17 protein-coding genes and 1 pseudogene are annotated in these 19126 nt (G+C 60.0%); 8 read left to right on the top strand and 10 right to left on the bottom strand.

The features are described 5' to 3' along the window. Positions 1–69 precede the first annotated feature (69 nt). Both HYZ49_04695 and HYZ49_04690 read left to right on the top strand, forming a co-directional pair. Positions 70–831 carry a ParA family protein gene (locus HYZ49_04695; protein MBI3241574.1) on the top strand — a complete coding sequence of 254 codons (762 nt, stop codon included), beginning with the start codon at positions 70–72 and terminating at the stop codon, positions 829–831. Further along, positions 821–2494: a hypothetical protein gene (locus HYZ49_04690; protein MBI3241573.1), complete on the top strand. Its 1674-nt coding sequence runs from the start codon at positions 821–823 to the stop codon at positions 2492–2494. Before HYZ49_04695 ends, HYZ49_04690 begins: the two co-directional genes overlap by 11 nt. Before the next feature lie 58 nt (positions 2495–2552). On the opposite strand, the gene HYZ49_04685 is transcribed toward HYZ49_04690, so the two are convergent. Beyond that, on the bottom strand, positions 2553–2948 hold the full coding sequence (locus tag HYZ49_04685; GenBank protein MBI3241572.1) for a hypothetical protein: 396 nt from the start codon (positions 2946–2948) through the stop codon (positions 2553–2555). Between the two features lie 107 nt (positions 2949–3055). Here HYZ49_04685 and HYZ49_04680 point away from each other — a divergent pair, with 107 nt between their 5' ends. Both HYZ49_04680 and HYZ49_04675 read left to right on the top strand, forming a co-directional pair. Continuing rightward, positions 3056–5305 carry a hypothetical protein gene (locus HYZ49_04680; GenBank protein MBI3241571.1) on the top strand — a complete coding sequence of 750 codons (2250 nt, stop codon included), beginning with the start codon at positions 3056–3058 and terminating at the stop codon, positions 5303–5305. An 18-nt stretch (positions 5306–5323) separates the two neighbouring features. Beyond that, on the top strand, positions 5324–5857 hold the full coding sequence (locus tag HYZ49_04675; protein MBI3241570.1) for a hypothetical protein: 534 nt from the start codon (positions 5324–5326) through the stop codon (positions 5855–5857). An 87-nt stretch (positions 5858–5944) separates the two neighbouring features. On the opposite strand, the gene HYZ49_04670 is transcribed toward HYZ49_04675, so the two are convergent. From HYZ49_04670 to HYZ49_04660, 3 genes are all read right to left on the bottom strand, one after another. Then, positions 5945–6607, bottom strand: a complete 663-nt coding sequence (locus tag HYZ49_04670; protein MBI3241569.1) for a hypothetical protein — start codon at positions 6605–6607, stop codon at positions 5945–5947. A 165-nt stretch (positions 6608–6772) separates the two neighbouring features. Then, positions 6773–8161: a cation-efflux pump gene (locus tag HYZ49_04665; GenBank protein ID MBI3241568.1), complete on the bottom strand. Its 1389-nt coding sequence runs from the start codon at positions 8159–8161 to the stop codon at positions 6773–6775. 204 nt (positions 8162–8365) lie between these two features. Beyond that, positions 8366–11719, bottom strand: coding sequence for a transglycosylase domain-containing protein (locus HYZ49_04660; protein MBI3241567.1), 3354 nt, complete (start codon positions 11717–11719; stop codon positions 8366–8368). A 201-nt stretch (positions 11720–11920) separates the two neighbouring features. Here HYZ49_04660 and HYZ49_04655 point away from each other — a divergent pair. Beyond that, positions 11921–12286: pseudogene (locus tag HYZ49_04655) on the top strand (hypothetical protein). Between the two features lie 42 nt (positions 12287–12328). Here the strand turns inward: HYZ49_04655 and HYZ49_04650 are convergent. Next, the gene (locus HYZ49_04650; GenBank protein MBI3241566.1) at positions 12329–12649 is read right to left on the bottom strand and encodes an MBL fold metallo-hydrolase; all 321 of its coding nucleotides are present in this window, start codon (positions 12647–12649) and stop codon (positions 12329–12331) included. 285 nt (positions 12650–12934) lie between these two features. Here HYZ49_04650 and HYZ49_04645 point away from each other — a divergent pair, with 285 nt between their 5' ends. After that, complete coding sequence (locus tag HYZ49_04645) at positions 12935–14308, top strand: hypothetical protein (GenBank protein ID MBI3241565.1); 1374 nt, start codon at positions 12935–12937, stop codon at positions 14306–14308. Between the two features lie 74 nt (positions 14309–14382). Here the strand turns inward: HYZ49_04645 and HYZ49_04640 are convergent, their stop codons facing one another. The 5 genes from HYZ49_04640 to HYZ49_04620 form a co-directional block, all read right to left on the bottom strand. Beyond that, positions 14383–14850 carry a MaoC family dehydratase N-terminal domain-containing protein gene (locus tag HYZ49_04640; protein ID MBI3241564.1) on the bottom strand — a complete coding sequence of 156 codons (468 nt, stop codon included), beginning with the start codon at positions 14848–14850 and terminating at the stop codon, positions 14383–14385. 146 nt (positions 14851–14996) lie between these two features. Beyond that, positions 14997–15830, bottom strand: a complete 834-nt coding sequence (locus HYZ49_04635; protein ID MBI3241563.1) for a hypothetical protein — start codon at positions 15828–15830, stop codon at positions 14997–14999. A 224-nt stretch (positions 15831–16054) separates the two neighbouring features. Next, complete coding sequence (locus tag HYZ49_04630; GenBank protein ID MBI3241562.1) at positions 16055–16735, bottom strand: hypothetical protein; 681 nt, start codon at positions 16733–16735, stop codon at positions 16055–16057. An 87-nt stretch (positions 16736–16822) separates the two neighbouring features. Further along, positions 16823–17887, bottom strand: a complete 1065-nt coding sequence (locus HYZ49_04625) for a glycosyltransferase family 9 protein (GenBank protein ID MBI3241561.1) — start codon at positions 17885–17887, stop codon at positions 16823–16825. A 56-nt stretch (positions 17888–17943) separates the two neighbouring features. Continuing rightward, positions 17944–18549 (bottom strand): helix-hairpin-helix domain-containing protein, encoded by a 606-nt coding sequence (locus HYZ49_04620; protein MBI3241560.1) that lies wholly within the window; start codon positions 18547–18549, stop codon positions 17944–17946. Positions 18550–18598: 49 nt separating this feature from the next. On the opposite strand from HYZ49_04620, the gene HYZ49_04615 reads away from it, so the two are divergent. Next, on the top strand, positions 18599–18760 hold the full coding sequence (locus HYZ49_04615; GenBank protein ID MBI3241559.1) for a KTSC domain-containing protein: 162 nt from the start codon (positions 18599–18601) through the stop codon (positions 18758–18760). Positions 18761–18850: 90 nt separating this feature from the next. Beyond that, the gene (locus HYZ49_04610) at positions 18851–19072 is read left to right on the top strand and encodes a KTSC domain-containing protein (GenBank protein MBI3241558.1); all 222 of its coding nucleotides are present in this window, start codon (positions 18851–18853) and stop codon (positions 19070–19072) included. Positions 19073–19126 lie beyond the last annotated feature (54 nt).

Genomic DNA, 19126 nt, shown 5'->3' with positions numbered 1-19126 from the left:
TGTTTGGAAGAGAGGTGATGCTCATTGTGAATTGTGCATTGTCCATTCTTCATGCTATACTCACCGCCAATGCCACGACAGATTGCGGTTGCCAATCAAAAAGGGGGGGTGGGCAAAACCACCACCGTAATCAATCTTGGCGCGGCGCTGGCCGAACTCGGGGCGCAGGTATTGGTTGTAGACCTCGACCCTCAGGCCGCCCTCACCGCCTCCTGCAACCTTGACCCTTACAACCTCACCCGCACAGCCTACACTTTGCTGAGTAGAGACAACACCTCGGTGGCCGCCTGCCTGCGAACCGTGCGGCCCAACCTGCACATCCTGCCCGGCAGTGTAGACCTGGCCGCTGCCGAACTAATGATGGCCGGCGCGCCCAACGCCGCCTTTCGTTTGCGTGACGCGCTGGCCCGCAATCGCGCGCCTATTGACTACATCCTCTTCGACACCCCGCCCAGCCTCGGCCTGCTCACAGTCAACGCCCTGGTTTCGGCCCAGGAACTCCTCATCCCGGTCCAGTGCCAGTTCCTTTCCATGCGCAGTGTGCGCGCCCTGCTCGAAACCGTGTGGCTCGTCCACAAAAAGATGAATCCCGGCCTCGACCTGCTGGGCGTGCTGGCGACCATGTACCGCGAACATTCCGACCACTCGCGGCAGGTGGTCGCCGAACTGCGAAGCGTGTTTGAAGACAAAGTATTCGATTTCGTCATCCCCGACGAAGATGCTGTGGCCGAAGCGCCAGTGGTGCGAAAGACCCTGCTGGCTTACCAACCCAACAGCGCCGCGGCCAGAGCCTACCGGCAACTAGCGGAGGTTATTCACCATGAGCGATGAAGCCAACATCCTCGGCAAAGGGCGAGAGATTCTTTTGCCGCCCCAGGGCAACCCCTTTGACCGCAACAAAGATCGTGAGCCAATGGCAAAAACCGGAGCCATCCCAGCCGATGAGCCGCAAGACCTCTCCCCGGCAGACCTCGTTGCGCGCTTTGCCCGGCCAGACCCGGCCCCGATGGGCGCAATTGGCGACGAGCCGATGGACTTGACTCCGGAAGACCTCGCGGCCCGCTTCCCCAGCCACCATGACGATCGTAATAAGATTCCGGGGATGGGCGACGGTGAACCGGTTGGGCCTTCACTTCCTCCTCAACCGTCCATGTCGGCCAACGCGCCGCCGCGCCGCATCACCGGCAAAATGGACGAGGCGATGGTTGAGCCAACTGCGTCGGCCATTGAACCAACGGCAACTGCCGAGGCAGTGATTGACGACGATCAGCCCATCATCTCTGCTGAATCGCCCATGCCAGATTTTGTAGCCGACGCCCCAGCCGCCGAAGCAGAAGCTGTGCTTGACGATCAGCCCATCACTTCCACCGAAGCGCAAATGCCAGACGCGGTGGCTGAGGCTGTGGCCGCCATGCCAGCCGTTGAGCCAACCGCGCCCGCAATGCCCGACGTTGCGCCTGTGACGCTCCCGGAGAGGATAACAATGGCTGAGACAACCCCCACCAGTTCAAGTGAAACGGGCGCCGCGCGCGGCGAGGCTTCACCTCCGCCAGAGACGGTTGCCCCACCAGCGCCTGCCGCCGGCTTTCAGCCATACAATCCATTTGCTTCGACGCAACCTGCGTTACCGTCTGTCGCCTCCGATTTTGCCGTTGCTCAACCCGTCTCTACAACACCCGATGATTTTTCCACCCAGGACGCCGGCCGGCTGAATGAAGGTGTGGGCGCCGCGCAACCGGGCAAAGGTGAGTATGCAATGCCGCCTGTTATGGAAGAAGAGTCGATGGTGGAGAAGTTGATCACCGACGAGCGCGTTGATCAATTGTGGCAACGCATTGACAATGCCGAGAAGCAAGCCGTCAGCGACGACAGCAGTTTGCCGCACCAGCGCACCGCTAACCTTGAAAACTTGAAAGCGGCCCGCAACCTGCTTTTAGGTGGGCGCAGAAATTATGAAGACGCTGTGCGTTACGTGGTGGAAGTTGAGGCGGACATACTTTATTCCGGCCGCGTCCGCCGCTGGTCGTACAGTTATGGCTGGTTTTTGGTGGTTTACGATATTGCCTGGCTGGTGTTGCTGGCTTTGGGCGTGGTGTCGGGTAGCGCAATTGCCCAGCGTTTTGCCATCGGTGATACTTTGCTCACGCCGACGTTGGTTCTGACGATCTGGGTGACGATCATTTCCGGAGGCCTGGGCGGGGTTTCAAAATCCATTTTCTCGCTCGCCGCCCACGTCAGCAAACAGGACTTCGACCGACAACATCTGTTGTGGTACATCACCAGCCCGTTGATGGGGGCAGTGATGGGCGTGTTTGTGGTGATGGTCGCTCAAATCGGCATTTTCACCTTGAGCGGCGGAAGCACGGCGGGTGGCAGTGCCGTTTACCTTCTCTACATTCTGGGCTGGTTGGCCGGCTTCCAACAGAATGTGGCGTTGAAACTGGTAGATCAGGCTGTGGAGTTGCTTCTCAAACCCGGAGAGAAGAAGCCTTAATCAAAGGCGCAACCTTTTCTAAAACTTCCGAAGTCTAAACAAACTTCGGAAGTTTTCTTTATCTCACTTTGTCTTCCGGGTGGGCTTGGTCCCATAACGCGGCCAGTTCGGCAGTGGCCTTGCCAATATTCTCGCGGTTGGCGATCTCGCCGCTGTAGCTCTCCGGTTGGTTGAGGGCTAGCACAATTTTACGGTCGAGCCGCCCGGTGCAGTCGAACTCCCCGCTCAAATCTATGGACGGCGAATAAGTACTCAACCCGTCAATCGTCACTGGCCGGCCTTGCCGGGCAAAAAAGATCACGGCCTCACTCAGTTCGGCCAACACGGCCTGAGAGGTTGCCACGTCCACGCCGGTTCGCCCGGCGATAAATTCGGCAAGCTGCTCAATTGTCGCCGCCGGCCCCAGCGCCAGCCGGGGCCGTAACGCTTCCACTGCTTCAAGTCTCGTCGTCATCCGTCAGTCCTTTGGCTTGGCTGCAGACACGGCTTGTTTCAAAAAAAACACGCCGTGTCTAAAAGTGTCGGCTTGTCCTACTTCTCAGCCTTAACTATAATCCTACCATGTTCATCCCCGGCTACCCGGCCACACCGTTTCCTCTCACTCGCCACCTGCCGCCGCTGGACGATGGCATCATGGCTGTTTATGGCGATCAACACAGCGCCCCAGGCGACCTGGTGATCGATCCCTTTGCCCAGTCGCCGCGCGCCGCCCTGGAGCTGGCCCGCGCTGGTCGTCGAGTTCTGTTGGTCAACAACAATCCGGTTCTGCGGCTGGCCCTCATGGCCGCCATTGATCCGGTTCCGGTCAAAATCCTCAAGCTGGCCCTCACCCGCCTGGCCGACACCCTCATCGTCAAGACCCGTCTCGAAGAGTATCTTCGGAATCTCTATCGCTCCACTTGCCCCGATTGCGGCCATGCGGTTGAAGTGGATTTCTTCACCTGGGAAAAAGAGGCGCTGGCCGAAAAATTTTATCATTGCCCGACCTGCGGCGAAGACAAGACTCGCCCGACCGACCCGGCTGACGCCGAACTTGCCGCCCGCTACGCGCCGGACGGCAAGCGCGGCCCACATTACTTCTGGGCGCTGGATCGCGCCGCCTCGCCCGACGACCCCGACCGCCAGATTGTAGCTGACGCCCTCGAGACCTACACGGCCCGCGCCCTGCATGCCATCTTCACTCTCACTTACAAGTCTGGCGGGCTAACCCTCCACCCGCCCGAACGCCGCGCCCTCGACCTGCTGTTGCTCATGGCTTACGACGAAGGCTCCTCGCTCGATGGCGTTCGACCGCGCACCCTCAAACCGCACACTCGCTTTCGTGAAAAGAATCTGTGGCTGACTCTGGAACGATCCGCCTCAGACGGCGCTTTCCAGGGGGAAGCCGCCACCGGACTTTCAACCGTCTCCGTGCCCGACCTGATGAACAAGCCCAATCCCGCCGTCGCCATGTTTGAAGGCACGATGCGCGACCTCAACGCCTCCGGCCTGGTGCCGCCGAAGTGCGCCCCGTTCATGATCACGGCCCTGCCGCGCCCGAACGCCGTGCTTTGGATTCTAACGGCGATCTGGGCGGCCTGGCTTTGGGAGCAGGAGGCGGCCAAACCGTTGAAAAAATTCATCAGCCGCAAGCGTTACGACTGGTCGTGGCACGAACAAGCCCTGCGCGCCGGTTTCAGCGCCAGCCATAAAGTGATCACTCGCGGCGGTCGTTTTGTCGTGCTCCTGCCGGAGGCCGACCCTGGCTTTGTGGGCGCGGCCCTCACCGCCGCCGACGCCGCCAGCTTCTCACTTATCCATCACGCCATTCGCGCCGAGCCGGCCGAAGCGCAGTTCACGTTTCAACCTGATCAACTCACCGTCGAGCCGCCAGGCAAACTTACCACAACCCTGCGCCTGCGCGCCGAGGCGGCGGCTCTTGAGGTAATGCGCCAGCGCGGTGAGCCGGTGCGCTGGGCCACCATTTCCGGCGCGGCCTTTGTGGCGTTTTCTCAGGAGCACTTGCTTCGCATCGCTGTCGAAGAAAGCGCCACCGAGCCGCTCGACGTGGTCACCGAAGCGATTGAGGCCGGTTGTGTAAACTCGCCACAATTGATTCACGTGGGCGTTGAAGAATCAGAAGCCGACTCGCCTCGCGCCGGGCGCTGGTGGTTGGCCGACTCGGAAGGAGCGGCTGACCCGCTCGCCGACCGGGTGGAGCGCGAAGTTGCCCACGCCCTGGCCGACATGCCGGAAGGGCAACACCCCGATACCACAACGCTGGAGCGTCATTTGTGCACCGAGTTCCCCGGCCTGCTCACGCCCGGCTCGGCCTTCTTTCGGCGTTGCCTGGAATCCTACGGCGTGGAGAAAGACGGCGTCTGGCACTTCCGCCCCGAAGATGAACCGATGGCTCGCGCCGACGACTACGAACGCATGTCCACCGAGCTAAAATCGCTCGGCCAGCGTTTGGGCTATGAAGTGAAAACCGGCGCGGTTGAGATTAATTGGCTCGATGCCGACTCTGAATTGACCTCATTTCGTTTCATCATCTCCGACACGGCGGCAGTGGCCCGCCACATTCTGCCGCCGCCCACCCGCGCCCGGCAGGTGATGGTGATCCCTGGCGGGCGGGCCGGGCTGATCCAGCACAAGCTGGGGCGCGACGCGCACTTGCGCCAGGCGGTGGATGCCGGTGGCTGGCTCTTTCTCAAGTTCCGGCACGTGCGCCGCCTGCTGGAGAAACCCAACCTCGACCGCGCCGCCTTCCTTTCCGCCCTCGGCCTCGATCCGATTGTGGATCAAGGCTCGGAGCAGTTGCCGCTGTTGTAATTCTCAAGGAGACTTGTCGTGTCTGAACCCACCAACAAACGTCCGTGGAGCCAAATTCTGTTATGGGTGATTGCCGTTACATCTTTGCTTCTCAACCTCATCGTCATCAATACCTTGCTGTCGGTGCGGCGGCAGGCCGGGCAGGCTTTTGCCGAGGCGGCGGGCATGGTGGACGATCTAAAATCCAGCCGCTTCGACTATGCCGTGAATATTGACGAAGACCTGCCGATTGCGGCCAACGTGCCCATTGATTTCACCGTTCAGGTTCCCATCAGTGAAACTATCCCCATCAGCACGACGGTCAGTGTGCCGATTCAGTTTCCCCTCATTGGCCGGCGCACCATCGAAGTGCCCATCTCCACCCGCATTCCCATCAGCCTGACGGTGGAAGTGCCGATCAAGCAAACGATTCCCATCGCCGCCAATGTCCCGGTTCAATTCGATGTTCCGATCAGCATCGAATTGACGGACACACCGCTGGCGCAAAGCTTGGATGAAGTAGAGTTGATCCTGCTGGGCTTGGCCGACGGGTTGGGGGCAACCGACCCGTAAGAAGGATGAAAGAGGCAGGAGGAAGGAAGAAGGATGAAGAGCCTGGTTTTCATCCTTCATAATTCACGCGAAGCGTTCATCCTTTCTCTAATCGCGCTCGAATCTGACGAGGATGGCCGGTTTGGCCGAATGGATTTTATAACCCACCCCTGAAGGGATGATGGTGAGTTGGCCGGCCTCTAGACGCGCCCCACCCGACTCCAGTTCAACGCTGGCCGAGCCGCGCATGGTATAGAGTAGCGTCCCGCCGGGCCGGGCCACTTCTGCCGGGCCAAAGTCGCGGGCCATAAACGCCGAGAGCCGGTGGCCTTCCAGCATTGCCGCATTCTGAGGCTCAAACGGCAGGGTGAACCGGGCCGCCATGTTGCCCAGGCGAGCCTTCGCCAGCGGCGCTTCGTCGCCAGTCACCAGGTAGTTGCGGTGGCCGTTTCTGCGCTCCGGCATGATTTGCTGGCGAAAGAGAAGGATGACCGAGCGCAAGGCCGACTTGGACTGGTGGCCGACTCCTTTTGGCACCAGCATGGCCTCTTCGCTGTACAGCACCGTGCTCCCCAACTCGGTATTCAATTCAATAGCCCCATTGTGGACGAAGAACAACTCGTCTTCGTCAATGTGCTTGTGCCAGTCAATCTCGCCCTGAGCCATATATAAATGCACGCCAATACTGCCCACCAGGCCCAATGAAACCAGCGAGAAGGGCTGATCAATTCGCTCGGCGATGGTGGAGAGAGTGTGGATGGTGAGAGGCACGGGGCGAATTATAAAGGACGAATGGCGAATGACAAATGGCAAATGGCAAATGACAAATGACAAATGGCGAATGGCAAATGGCAAATCACAAATGACAAATGGCGAATGACAAATGGCAAATGACAAATGGCGAATGGCAAATGGCAAATGACAAAAGGTTGAGCTTCATCCTTCGGGTGGTTCGACGTGGACGACGACGCGCTTGATTTGCAGTAGCTCGGTCGTGACCCGCCGCTCCACTTCTTCGGCCAGGGCGTGGGCTTCGGTGAGGGGTTGAGAGGCGGGCAGGGTGAGGTGAATGGAGGTGGTGAGATGGCCGTCCACGTGATGGAGTTGAATGTCGTGGGCCGTGCCAGGGCCGGAGATGGCGTTGGCGACGGCGGCGATCTGGTCGGCGAGGGCGTCAAACTGAATTTCGTACCGGCCTTCTTCGCCGGGGACGGTAGCGCGGAGCGGCTCGAGGTGCGTGGTAACGCCGATCACACGCGGGATGGCCTCGCGGATGCGGGTTTCGAGATTGTTGGCGATGCCGTGAGCCTCGCCCAGCGAGAGATGCTCAGGAACTTCGACGTGCATTTCAAGCGTATAGCCGCCCGACGTTTCTTCATGCACATGCAAATCGTGAATGCCGATGCCGAGCGCGTCGGCTTCGGCGCGGGCGCGGGTGGTAATGGCTTGCCACTCGGACAGCACGGGCGGCTTGTATGGCTCGATGTGGACGATAGCATCCACGATGTTGGGCAGGTCGCCCTTCAAGCGCCGCTCCACTTCGCTGGCAATGGCATGTGCCTGCACGGTAGACATGGCTGGGTCAACTCTCACGTGCACGTCCACGTAAGCGGCGTCACTGCTGCCCCGCGAACGGGCGCGATGGACGTGTTGCACGCCGGGCACAACAGCGGCGGTCTTCTCGATCAATTGCGGGTCAATCACCAGCGCGTCGGTGAGCACGGCAGACGTTTGGCGGACGATGCTGAAGGCCACCCGGACGATCAGCACCACTACACCGGCGGCCACCACAATATCCACCCAGGCCATGCCGAAGCGGGCGGCGATGAGCGAGACGACGACTGAGACGGTGACGAAGAGATCGGTCCGGGTGTGGGCGGCGTCGGCCAGCAGGATGTCGGATTTGAGAGCCTTGCCCTGCCGGGTCTCATAAGTGACGACGGCCAGATTGACGAAGAACGTTGCGGCCATGATGGCGATGTCGAGCGGGGAGATGTTGGGCGTGGTGCGCGTGGTCAGCCGCTCGACGATGCCCTGGACGATCTCCCAGGAGACGAGCAGGAGCATGCCGCCGATGGCGAAGGTGGCGATGCTTTCGTATTTGCGGTGGCCGTAAGGGTGGTTGTCGTCGGGCGGGCGAGAGGCGATCCACAGCCCGGCCAGGCCGATGATGTTGGACGACGAGTCGATGATCGAGTGGAAGCCGTCGGCGAGGACCGAGAGCGCGCCGGTGGCGAAGCCGACGATGAGCTTGACGACTGTGACCAGTATGTTAAGCAGGAGGATGATGAACAGAACGCGGCGGATGAGTTGGGAGCGGGACATTGCGGGAGGCAGTGGGTAGTGGGCAGAAGGCAGTGGGCAGTTAGCCTTTATGGGCTGGAGCGAATTTTTCGGGGTGAGCTATCATCGCGCCCAACATTCTGCCGACTTCATTTAACATGATGACATCTCTTTTTTGAGAAAAGTGGTGGATGAAACTGTGATCTGCCTACTGCCTACTGCTTACTGCCTTCTGCTTTCTGCTTACTATGGCGTTGGCGCGACCGTCGGTGTTTCAGGCGTCGCCGTTGGCGGTTCGGGTGTCGGAGTGTCGGTTGGCAGTTCAGTGGTCGCTGTCGCGCTAGCGGTTGGCGTTTCGGGTGTTGCCGTCGGCGTATCGGTCGCGGGCGCGCTCGTCGCGCTAGCGGTCGGGAGCGGTGTATTCGTAGGCGCGCTGGTTGACGAGGGCGCGGGCGTGTTGGTGGGTTGCGGCGTGTCGCTGGGCGGCAGAGGCGTCGCCGTCGGGTGGGCAACAAAAACGCGGACGCGGAACTCGGAGGTGTGCCCGGCCTTGTCGTAGAGGACGACGCGAATCGTGGCCGGGCCGTCAGGCAGTGACGCCAGGTCCCACTTCGCCAACAGGCCGTTTTCAGCCACCGGGTTAGGCACGTCGCCGCTCACAAATCCCCAGCCGCCGGGGTCGTGGCCGAGGCCGTAGTCCACCGTGTAGTGATCAAATTCGCCGTTGGCGACGTTGGCAATACCGAACACATCAATTACACCATCCAGCGTTTGATTCTCGGAAGGCGAGGTGATGATGGCGACTGCCCGCGCCGCTTTGTCGTCGCAGAAGGCAGTCGGCGCGGGTGTGATGGGGAAGGTGATTCCGAAAATGGCCGCCCACTTTTGCCCCTGCTCGTTTTTCTCCAGCCACTCCAACGCAAACGGATCGCTAATGTTGACGACAGTTTTCTCTTCAGCCGTCTCAGGGTTTTTGGCGTTGCAGGCCTCGCTGGCGCGCAGGCCGGAGAACTTGTCGAGGAAAAGTTTGACGACGAGATCGCGGTCGGCTGGCAGAGGCGGCTGACCGGCGGCAAAAAATTCGGAGCGCACCGGCGGGTCGTTGGGCCGCTTCGGGTCAACGATCACTTTGCAGTAATCATTTTCAGCTGCACCCGTCGCCGCGCAAATGTTGGCAATGGTCGCGCTCTGCGGTTGGGTGAAGAGCGCCGGCTGTGTGCCGAGCGCCGCCCACGCGCCCTCCATGACGTTGTGCCAGATGGGGCCGGCGCCAGTCACGCCGCTCACGCCTTGCGCCATCGGCGTGAAGTCGGCGTTGCCCACCCACACGCCCACTGCCAGGTTCGGCGTGTAGCCCACCGTCCAGTTGTCGCGGTAGTCGTTCGTCGTGCCGGTTTTGACGGCGGCAGAGAAAGAAAGATGCAGAGTTGAATTGGGGCCGAAGGCGAGTGAACGGGCGTGATTGTCGGCCAGGATGTCGGAGATGAGGAAGGCGTGATCGGGGCGGACGATCTGTGCGCCCCAATTCGGGGGAACCGCCTGGCAGGTGGGGAGCGGTGTTCCGTCCTCTCCCGTTTTCACTTCGTCGGGCCGGGTGGGTTGCTCACACACGGTTGCGCCTGAAGGATAGGTGATGCGAGTGATGGCAATCGGAAAGACTCGCTGACCGTTGTTGGCAAGTGTGGCGTACGCGCCCGTCATCTCAAGCGGAGTCACTTCGCCGCCGCCGAGAGTCAGGGCCAGGCCGTAGTCATTCCGAGTCAACGTTGTGATGCCCAGCGACTCGGCAAAGGCGATGAGACCTTCGCGTTCAGGCGTGGCCGGGTCGTCGTACACGCCGACGAATTCGAGCGCCTTGACTGCCGGAATGTTGTACGAGTTCGCCAGCGCGTCGCGCACGCGCACCGGGCCGTGAAAACGATCGTCGTAGTTTTTGGGTTCGTAAGGCGGGTTCGCGCCGTCGGGAAATTTCGTCGGCACGTCCCAGAGCAGGGTGGCGGGCGTCCACCCTTTTTGAAAGGCGGCGGCGTAGGTCAACGTTTTTATAGAAGAGCCGGGTTGACGCGGGCGGATTGCCATGTTGATCTGCCCGTCAACCGGATCGGCATAATCGTTCGACCCGACCATCGCCAGAATATGGCCGCTGGCCGGATCAATGGCGACCAGCGCCCCGTCGGTCACATTGGATGCCGCCAGCGAATCCACCTGCGCTTTCACTTCAGCCTCGGCCAAATCCTGCAAGGCCGGGTTGAGAGTGGTGTAGACGCGATAGCCCGAACGATAAAGCGCCTGGGCATTCTCGCCGTCCTGGCCTTCGAGCAAGTAGCGAATGTAGTTGACCCAGTGCGGATATTTAGCGTCAATGGTGGGTGCGGTGAACGCGCGGTTTTGGGTGATGTCGAGAATGGCGCTCACGGCGTCTTCATTAGTGACGCAAATGGACTGCTCCTGATCGGGCGCGGTTCTCACGATGATGCCGCCGGTGGCGGCGCAGTCGCCGCTGGCCTGGACCATCAAAATCAGCACTTGCTTCTGCCGGGCGAACACCGTTTCGGGATCGGTGTAAACGTCGTAGATGGCGGGCGACTGTGGCAGGCCGGCCAGAAATGCCGCTTCGCCGAGTGTCAGGTCTTTGGCGTCTTTGTTGAAGTAAGTCTTGGCGGCGGCTTCGATGCCGTAAGCCAGATTGCCGTAATAGATTTCGTTGAGGTAAAGCTCCAGCACTTGCTCTTTTGTGTAGCGGCGGTTGATTTCAGAAGCGAGGACGATCTCGCGCAGTTTGCGCTCGAAGGATTTCTCGTAACAGGCCACTTCGGCGTCGGGCTTGTCGCAATCGGCCAGCCGGAAGTACAGGGCGCGGGTGATTTGTTGGGTGATCGTAGACGCGCCTGCTAACTCACCGCCGGAGCGATAAGCGCGATACACCGCCTTGAGAATGGCGACGACGTCGAAGCCGGGGTGGTTGTAGTAATCACGGTCTTCGGTGGCGATAGTGGCGGCGATGAGGTAGGGCGAGATTTGATCGAGCGGGACGTGGGTGCGGCGGCCTTTGTTGGGGTCGTTGATCTCGTAAAGCAGGTTGCCGCCAGCATCATAAATATACGTGGACTCGAACGACGAGGCGCGGTCGGCCAGATCGCCGGGGTCGGGCAGAGTGCGGGCGATGCGGCTGTATTCGTAAACGCCATAAGAGGCAACGGCGGCCACGGCGATGACGCCGAGGGCGGCCAGGCCGAGGGCGATCACGGTAATCGCGCGAAAAACTTTTCTGGCTTGGCGGCGGTGAGGGGAGGTTTTGGTGGTTGGGTGGATAGGTGGTTGGGTGTTCGTAGCTAGCTCACCGGCTACAATCCGGCGTTGAACGCGAGTGGCGTGCGAGTCGCGCTCTGGCACGCGGCTGGGCAGGGGCATGCCGCTGGGATCGAGGTTGACTTTGGGCGAGACGGGCGGGAGTTTGGGCGGCTCGGTTTTGGTGGACGGCTGGTCGGGTAGTCGAGTAGTCGGTTGGTCGGCGGCGGGAGGAAGCTTTACCGTCGCGAATTCGTCGGGCGGCTCGGGCTTTTGCGATTGTGACGGCTGGGTGGGGTCTTCGGAAGACATGAGAGGGATTATAGCGTAAAGCGTATGGCGTATTGCTGAAAGGGAGAGTTTCGTTGTAGCGCAAGCCGGGTGGGGGAGGGGCAAAATCTAATCCACCCTCCTTCACCTCTGCTCTCGAAAGAACCTTCAAGACGCCCTCCACTTCACCACCGTTCCATCCTCACTCGCCGCCACTCGCCCCTCGTCCACCAAAATATCCAAATGCCCCACAATCTCAGACAGCGCCAGAAAATAATCCATCCCGCGCTTCAATTTGGGAAAGATGGGCCGGGTAAGCTCCCACAGCGTGAGTTGCCCAGCGCAAAGCACGTCGTGGATTTTGTCGGCGCGGCGGCGGTGGAAGGCCACCCGCTTGCGAACCAGGGCGGGCACGTCGTGTACCGGCTCGCCGTGGCCGGGGTAGGTGATGACCGGCTTGAGGGCCGCCATGCGCTTCATGTGATGGATGTATTCAACCAGACGCTTCGGGCGCGGGCGGAGCTTTCGTATGGGGCCCAACGATTGGTTTCGCCGCTGGAATGGGCCAACGTGCGTCGGCGGTTCGACGGAGTGAAATTGTTCGCCAAGACGGAGAAGTGGGACGTGGACTTCTGGTACGTCAAGCCGATTCTAGAAAGGCAGATGGCGTTTGCGCTCGGCTTCGTAATCTGCAAAGTAGGGGACGTTGAAGGGATGGGTGAGCAGGCTTGCGCCCGAACGCTCGACGACGGTTTTCGCCAGCCCGACGTGATCCATGTGGTGGTGAGTGATGATCAGTTGGCGGATGTCTTCGAGGCGATGGCCGTGTTCGGCCAGCCCGGCTTCGAGCGCGGCCAGTGTCTCGGGGTGCTTGGGGCCGCAGTCAATCAATGTGAGCGGTTCTCCTTCGAGCAGGTAAACATTCACCGGGCCGACCGGGAAGGGGGTGGGGAGTTGGATGAGGTGAGGCATTTGAGTTTGGGAGTGTGGAGGTGTGGGAGTGAAACGACAAACGTCAAAGATTATACTTCACCGACTGTAGCTATTCAGGCCAAGTACTGGACGCAGATAAACGCAGACGCTTCGCGCAGATTTTTGCTGGCATCTTTTTATCTGCGTTCATCTGCGAAATCTGCGTCCTGATTTTATTCTCTGAGCAGTTATCGCCTGCTTTGCAAAACCTTTGACCAAACACTGACAGCGTTCTGCTAATGTTTGAGTTATACCCGGCCCATTGTTGATGCCCAAAGGTTTGTTGTGAACTCTCGCCGCGCCATTCAACTCTTCCTCAGCCTCACTCTTCTCACCAGCACGCTTGCCGCTGCCAAACCGCCCGACCCGCCTGACCCGCGCTTCGGCGCAGTTGAAGCCTACATGGCCCCTGAGCAGGCGGCAGATTTGCGTCTGGGCTGGGATCGCATGGTCATCCGCTGGGACGCGCGCCAGCCGAACGGGCCGGACGAGTGGAAAGCGCCAGCCGACGAAGCGCAACGGTTGGTTGACGCCGAATCCGCTGGCCGCGAGATGACGGCGATTCTCATGGGCACGCCGCGCTGGGCAACCGACACCATTCCCATCGGCGGCCCGCCACGCGGCCTGGACTTGCCCTACGACGATCCGGCCAACCTGTGGGCTAACTTCGTGCGCCGCATCGTCGCCGAGCACAAGAGCCAGATCAAACACTGGATCATCTGGAACGAACCCGACATCGCCATTGAAGACACGGGCGCGCAGTTCGCCGGTTCAGTGGACGACTACTATCGCCTGCTCAAGACCGCGTATCTCGTTGCCAAAGAAGTTGACCCGGACGCCGTCATTCACCTGGCTGGGATGACTTACTGGCATGACGTGGTGAATAACCGCCCGCTCTACCTCAGCCGCCTGCTCGAACGGATCGGCGAAGACCCGGAGGCCGCCAGCCACAACTTCTATTTTGACGTGGCAACCGCCCACGTCTACTTCAAGACCGACGACGTTTACATCATCCTCAAAGCCTATCGTGGGATTTTAGCTGGATATGGATTGAAGCAACCGATCTGGGTGAATGAGACCAATGCGCCGCCGGTTGACGATCCAAAGTATCCGGTGGTGAACCCGCCTCTGTTGCCCGTCACGATGGAACAACAATCGGCCTTTGTGATTCAGGTCAACGCTCTGGCGTTGGCCGCCGGGGCCGAACGGGTCGCCGTCTACAAATTTTTTGACGAGACGCCTGTCACTGCTTTGCCGGGCGGCGACCCTTATTCTTACGGCCTCATCCGGCCCGACGGTTCGCCGCGTCCCGCGCTCGAAGCCTTGCGCGTCGTCACCACCCACTTCACGTCGGCCAGGAGCGCGACTCTCACCGATAAGCCCAACTACTTCATCGTCAAGCTGGATCGGGGTGGGGCGATCACCCGCGTGACCTGGGCGCGTGGCGACAAGCCCGTGACTCTCAAACTGCGCCCGACGCCGAACGCCGTCAATGCCACCCTCTTCGACGCTCAAGGCGAAGCGCACTCGCTCACCGTTGACGCGCAGGGCAACTACAAACTCGTCCTGCCGCCCGCCGCCTGCGACCCCGACGACGGTTGCTTCATCGGCGGCTCGCCCTGGGTGCTGATCGAGATCGTGCCGACAGCGGATCATTGATAAACACAACCTCCCGAAGGTTCCTCAACCTTCGGGAGGCTGTAATCCGCCGAATTCGCCGAATCCGTTGTCCTCTATTTCGGCTGACTCAACATCAACGCCAACCACTTCCCCTGTTGCGCCGTCTCGCCCTTCTGATTCTTCACCGTCAACTTAATCGTCACCAGCCCGCCGCCCAGCCGGGGCATGGCTTTCAACTCCAGCACCTCAATCTCAACGTGGATCGTGTCGCCGATGAAAATCGGGTTGCTGAACTTCCATTCCTGCAACTCGCGGAGAGCCATGATCGTGCCTTCCATGAAGCCGGTCTGCACCGCCAGGCCGGAGGCAATCGAGAGACCCAGCAGGCCGTGCGCCACGCGTTGCTTGAACACCGAGCCTTTGGCAAACTCATCGTCAACGTGAATCTGGTTGAAATCGCCGGACAGCCCGGCAAAGCCGACAATGTCGGTTTCGGTGACGGTGCGTCCGGCGGTGGTAATTTTGTCGCCGACGGCGAACTCTTCAAAGTAGCGGCCACGCGGGCGAGAAGTTTCAATCATAGTTTATCCCTTTCAAGAAAGTTTTGTTCGCAAGTGATTTTATCCAATCGTGTTACTCACAAGTGTAGCACCCTGAGCGGAACGAAGTGAAGCCGAAGGGTCGCCGCTCCGCTCAGGACGCTGATTACTTGAGGGGGCCAATGCTTTTACTGCTCACATGAGATCGTCACAAAATTGACGTTAGTCAGCGTGGCCGGGCCGACGACCGAGATCATCTCCAGGCCTTCGTTGATTCTCATATAACCCGCCGACATGTTGGCCGGCACTCGGATCGTCAGCGGCGCGCTTGCGGCCAACATCACCCACGCCCGGCCAAAGTCGTTGTTCTCGCTCCAATAATCCGGCTCGCCGCCGAACAACCGCGCCGCGCTGACAGGCGTGACCGGGCATTTACTGGCCTCTGGCCCCACGCCCTGTTGCACGCCCGTTGTCGGCTGGGCCGCTACCGTCGCAAGCGCATCGGTTGGAATCACCGAAGGCAGATTCAAATTTGGAAAGCCGGGCGCGGCAGTGGCGGCAGGCGGTTGTCCATTCGCCGGCGCACCGGGCCGGAGCGTGGCCGGGGAGGGGCGCAGTTCCGGCCTCAACACCACCACGGCGGCTACCCCGGCCAGCAACAAGAAGAACATCGCGCCCGCGCTCCCCATCAGCCACAGGCTTCGCTGGTTGCTCTCGCGCTTCCTGCGATCCAGTTGCCTCACCTCGGCCAGCGCGGCTTCAATTTGATCGGGCGTTGCTTTGGACTCTTCGAGGATCGTTTTGATCTGCCTGACTGAGTTGCCGAGCGCGTAAAGTTTCCGGGCTTGCCTGATGACGCTCTCAGGGGTAGCCGCCTCTGTGGGTTGAACGGCTTGCGGCGTTTGATGCGCCAGCGCCCGTAGCTCGTCAACCGTCACCCACATATTGGCCGCCAACTGCCCCCGGTGGCCGAGGCTGGCCGGCACTTGCTTTGGGCGAATGCGCGAGCCGCCCTCTTCCACCTCGCAGGCCAGGCCGCATTTGGGGCAGACAAGTTGATCGGGCGCGGCGGACGCGCGGACGATTTGCAGGGGCGAGGCGTTGCATACCGGGCAACGGCCTTTGGCCCAGTTGTCGAGGATGGTGAAGCGCGGCTTGATCTTGTTCCTATATTGCGTCAGTAGGGGCGAAGCATTCGGATGTTAGCCTGGTCGTTCGCCAAGACAATGCTCCGAATGCTTCGCCCTTACAAAAGAGCGCCGTGAAACCGGGCGGCGCGCTCCGGGCCGAGCGCCTGTGTTGCGCGTTGATACTCAGACAACGTCCGCTGTTTGGCGGCAATGATCGAATAGGGAAATTTGGGGCCGGTGCTTGGGGCGTCAAGGTTCATGGCTTCGTGTGAGCCGGGAAAGACCAGATGCTTTTTAGCAAAACGATCAACGATGGGCAAATAATATATGATGTCGCGCCACAAATAAAAGTAGCCAGAAGTCAGGCCGGGGTGGTTGAGCAGAGCCGGGTCGAGGCCGTTGATGTCTTCGGGACAGGTGTTGGCAAAGCCGCCGTTGGATTCCAGCCACAAGTCAACGTAGTTGGAGTGCGAGTAGAAATCCTGGATGGCGTGGCTGAGGCGGCCAAAGGCGGCCCGCATGATGGCCGGGTCGTCGGTTCCGGCGATGAGGGCATGCTGTTCTTCGACGTAAGCCCGGCCTTTGGCAAAGGCGCAGTTATCGAAATGAACGTGCCATTTGAGTTGATTGAGGCCCCTGTCCTGCCCAAGATTGGCTTCAATGATTTGCCCCAGAGCGGCGGGTGAAAAATGTGAGCCGATTGTTTCGGTGAGGACGGCGATGTGATATTTGGCGATCATGAGAGTGGGCGGGAATTGCGCGGCAAAGTAGCTGGTAGTGTGGTTTGTTTTCGTCAACGGACGCTTCGCGCGGATTTACCGGATTGAATTAAGAAACAAATCCGCTCAATCCGGTAAATCCGTTGACGATTCTGGCTTGGTTCTTCAAGATGGTTTGTGCGCGCCAAGATACAGCAAATGCATCACCGTTTCAAAAACATCTTCCACAGTCGCGCCATTATCCCACGAGAAGCCGGGCGCTCCGGCGCTCACCCCGGCGGCGGGCACGCGCCACTCGCGCCAAACATAGTTCACCCAGTTGCGCGGGCCGTAAGGCGCGTAGCGGCGCGGGTCACTGGGGCCGAGGATCATAACCACGCGCGTCCCGGCGCCGACCGCCATGTGAGTCGCGCCGGTGTCGTTGCCAATGTACAAAGCGCAACGTTCGGCCAGCGCGCCAATCTGGCCCCAGGGTCGCGGGCCAAAGTCGGCGAGAGGGAGGTTGATGAGGCCTTTGACGGCGGCCAGGATCGGGTCATCGCCCAGGCCGCCCACCAGGGCGACGGCCAACCCGGTCTCGCGCATGAGTTGCGCCGCCAGCCGGGCGAAGTTGGGCGGCGGCCATCGCTTTTCGTGGAAGGTCATACCCGGGTTCTGGCCGCCGCCGGGGTGTATCAAAATAAACGCCTTATCAAAGAGGTTGTGTTGTTCAAGTATGTGAAGGGCGGCTTTGCGGTCGTCGGCAGGCGGGGTGTATTCGACGGCGGCATACTCGGTGGAGATGTTGAGGGCGCGGGCAAGATCGAGATAGAGATCGGCTTCGTGGCGAACGTCGCCGGGCGAGACCGGCACGCGATAGTTGTAGGGCAGGCCGCGCCAGCCGCTGCTGAGGCCAATGGAGAAGTGCGCGCCGCCCAGCGAAGCGGCCAGCGCCAGCGCCGGTGAACGGTCTGGCACAAAGATGGCATCGTAGCGCCCGGCGCGAAGTTTTCGAATGAGGGCCAGCATGTCGGCTGGCGGGTAGCCGCCCTGACCGACTCGGCCACAATCAATGCGGTTGTCAATCAGCGGGTTGGCTTGCACGGCGGCGCGAGCGTGCGAGCCGACGATGAAATCAATGCGGGCCTGAGGATAGGTCCGGCGCAGAATGCCAAGCAGAGGTGTGGTGAGCATCACATCGCCGAAACAGCAGGGCTTGAGGAGGGCCAGGGAGCGGAGGGCAAGGAGCATGGAGTTCACAATGCACAATTCATAATGGGCAATTGTGCATTGAGCATTGTGAATTGTTACTTGACTGTGATCAGCGGCGCAATAGCATTGAAAATGGAGTCGCCGATGCCTTTGACGTTTTTGATCTCGTCAATCGTGTTGAACGGGCCGTTGGTGTTGCGATACTCGATGATGCGCTGGGCGATGGAGGGGCCGATACGCGGCAGAGTCTCCAGTTCGGTTTGAGTGGCGGTATTGATGTTGATGAGTTGGCCGAGGCCGCCGGTGGTGGCGGTGGGTTGCGGCGCAGGTGTTGAGGTGGGCTGACCGGGAGCCGAGGTGGAAGTCGGCGGCAGAGTGGGCGGCAGTTCAGGAATGAAAACCTGTTCGCCGTCTTTGAGCAGTTGGGCCAAATTGAGTTGGCCGGTGGAGGCGGCTTCGGTGAGGCCGCCGGCGGTGTTGATGACATCCTGCAAAATACTGCCCGCCGGCATTTCGTACACGCCTGGCGCTCTTACTGCGCCGGTGACGTGAATGCGAAGCGGCACGGGCGTGAGGGTGGGCGGCGGCGGCGCAAGTTTGATCGGGATGCTGGTTTGTCTTCGATTAAGGACGAGAATGAGCGGAACCGACAGCAGGCCCACGGAAAGGCCGAAGAGGAAAGGTCGCCAGTTTTTGAGCATAAGGCAATTATAATGAGTGAAACGTAAAACGGGAAAGAAGGGAAATCCAATGGAACTGGTAACGGTTGACTCCAGCATGATCCATGCCGTTGGATACGATCAACAGAAACGTATCCTCGAGATTATTTTCAATTCGGGTGGCACATACCAATATTTCGATGTGCCACCCGACGTGTATGAAGGGCTGTTGAAGGCGGAGTCAAAAGGCTGATACTTTCTGGCGAATATTCGGGATGTTTATGATTATTCGCAATTGAGGCGTTCGCGACGATGAACGACCGCAATTGAAAGGAGCGCAATGATGCGACTCATCATAGTAGAGTCCAGCCTCATTTATGCCATTGGTTATGACGCCGGTACGAAGGTGCTGGAAGTCGTGCTTAAGAATGAACTGACCTATCAATATGATGGCGTGCCGCCTGAAGTACACGAGCAGTTCATGCAGGCCGAGTCGAAGGGAAAATTTTTCGTGGGCAACGTTCGAGATGCGTATCCTTGTTATCAAGTAAGAGGGCGGGGCTAGATGGGGACGTTGCTCAACATTTTAACCGTGCTGGCCGGGGGCGGGCTGGGCTAA

It is taken from the genome of Chloroflexota bacterium (assembly GCA_016197225.1).
Classification (GTDB): domain Bacteria; phylum Chloroflexota; class Anaerolineae; order Anaerolineales; family VGOW01; genus VGOW01.
This window is presented reverse-complemented; position numbering and strand designations above follow the sequence as displayed.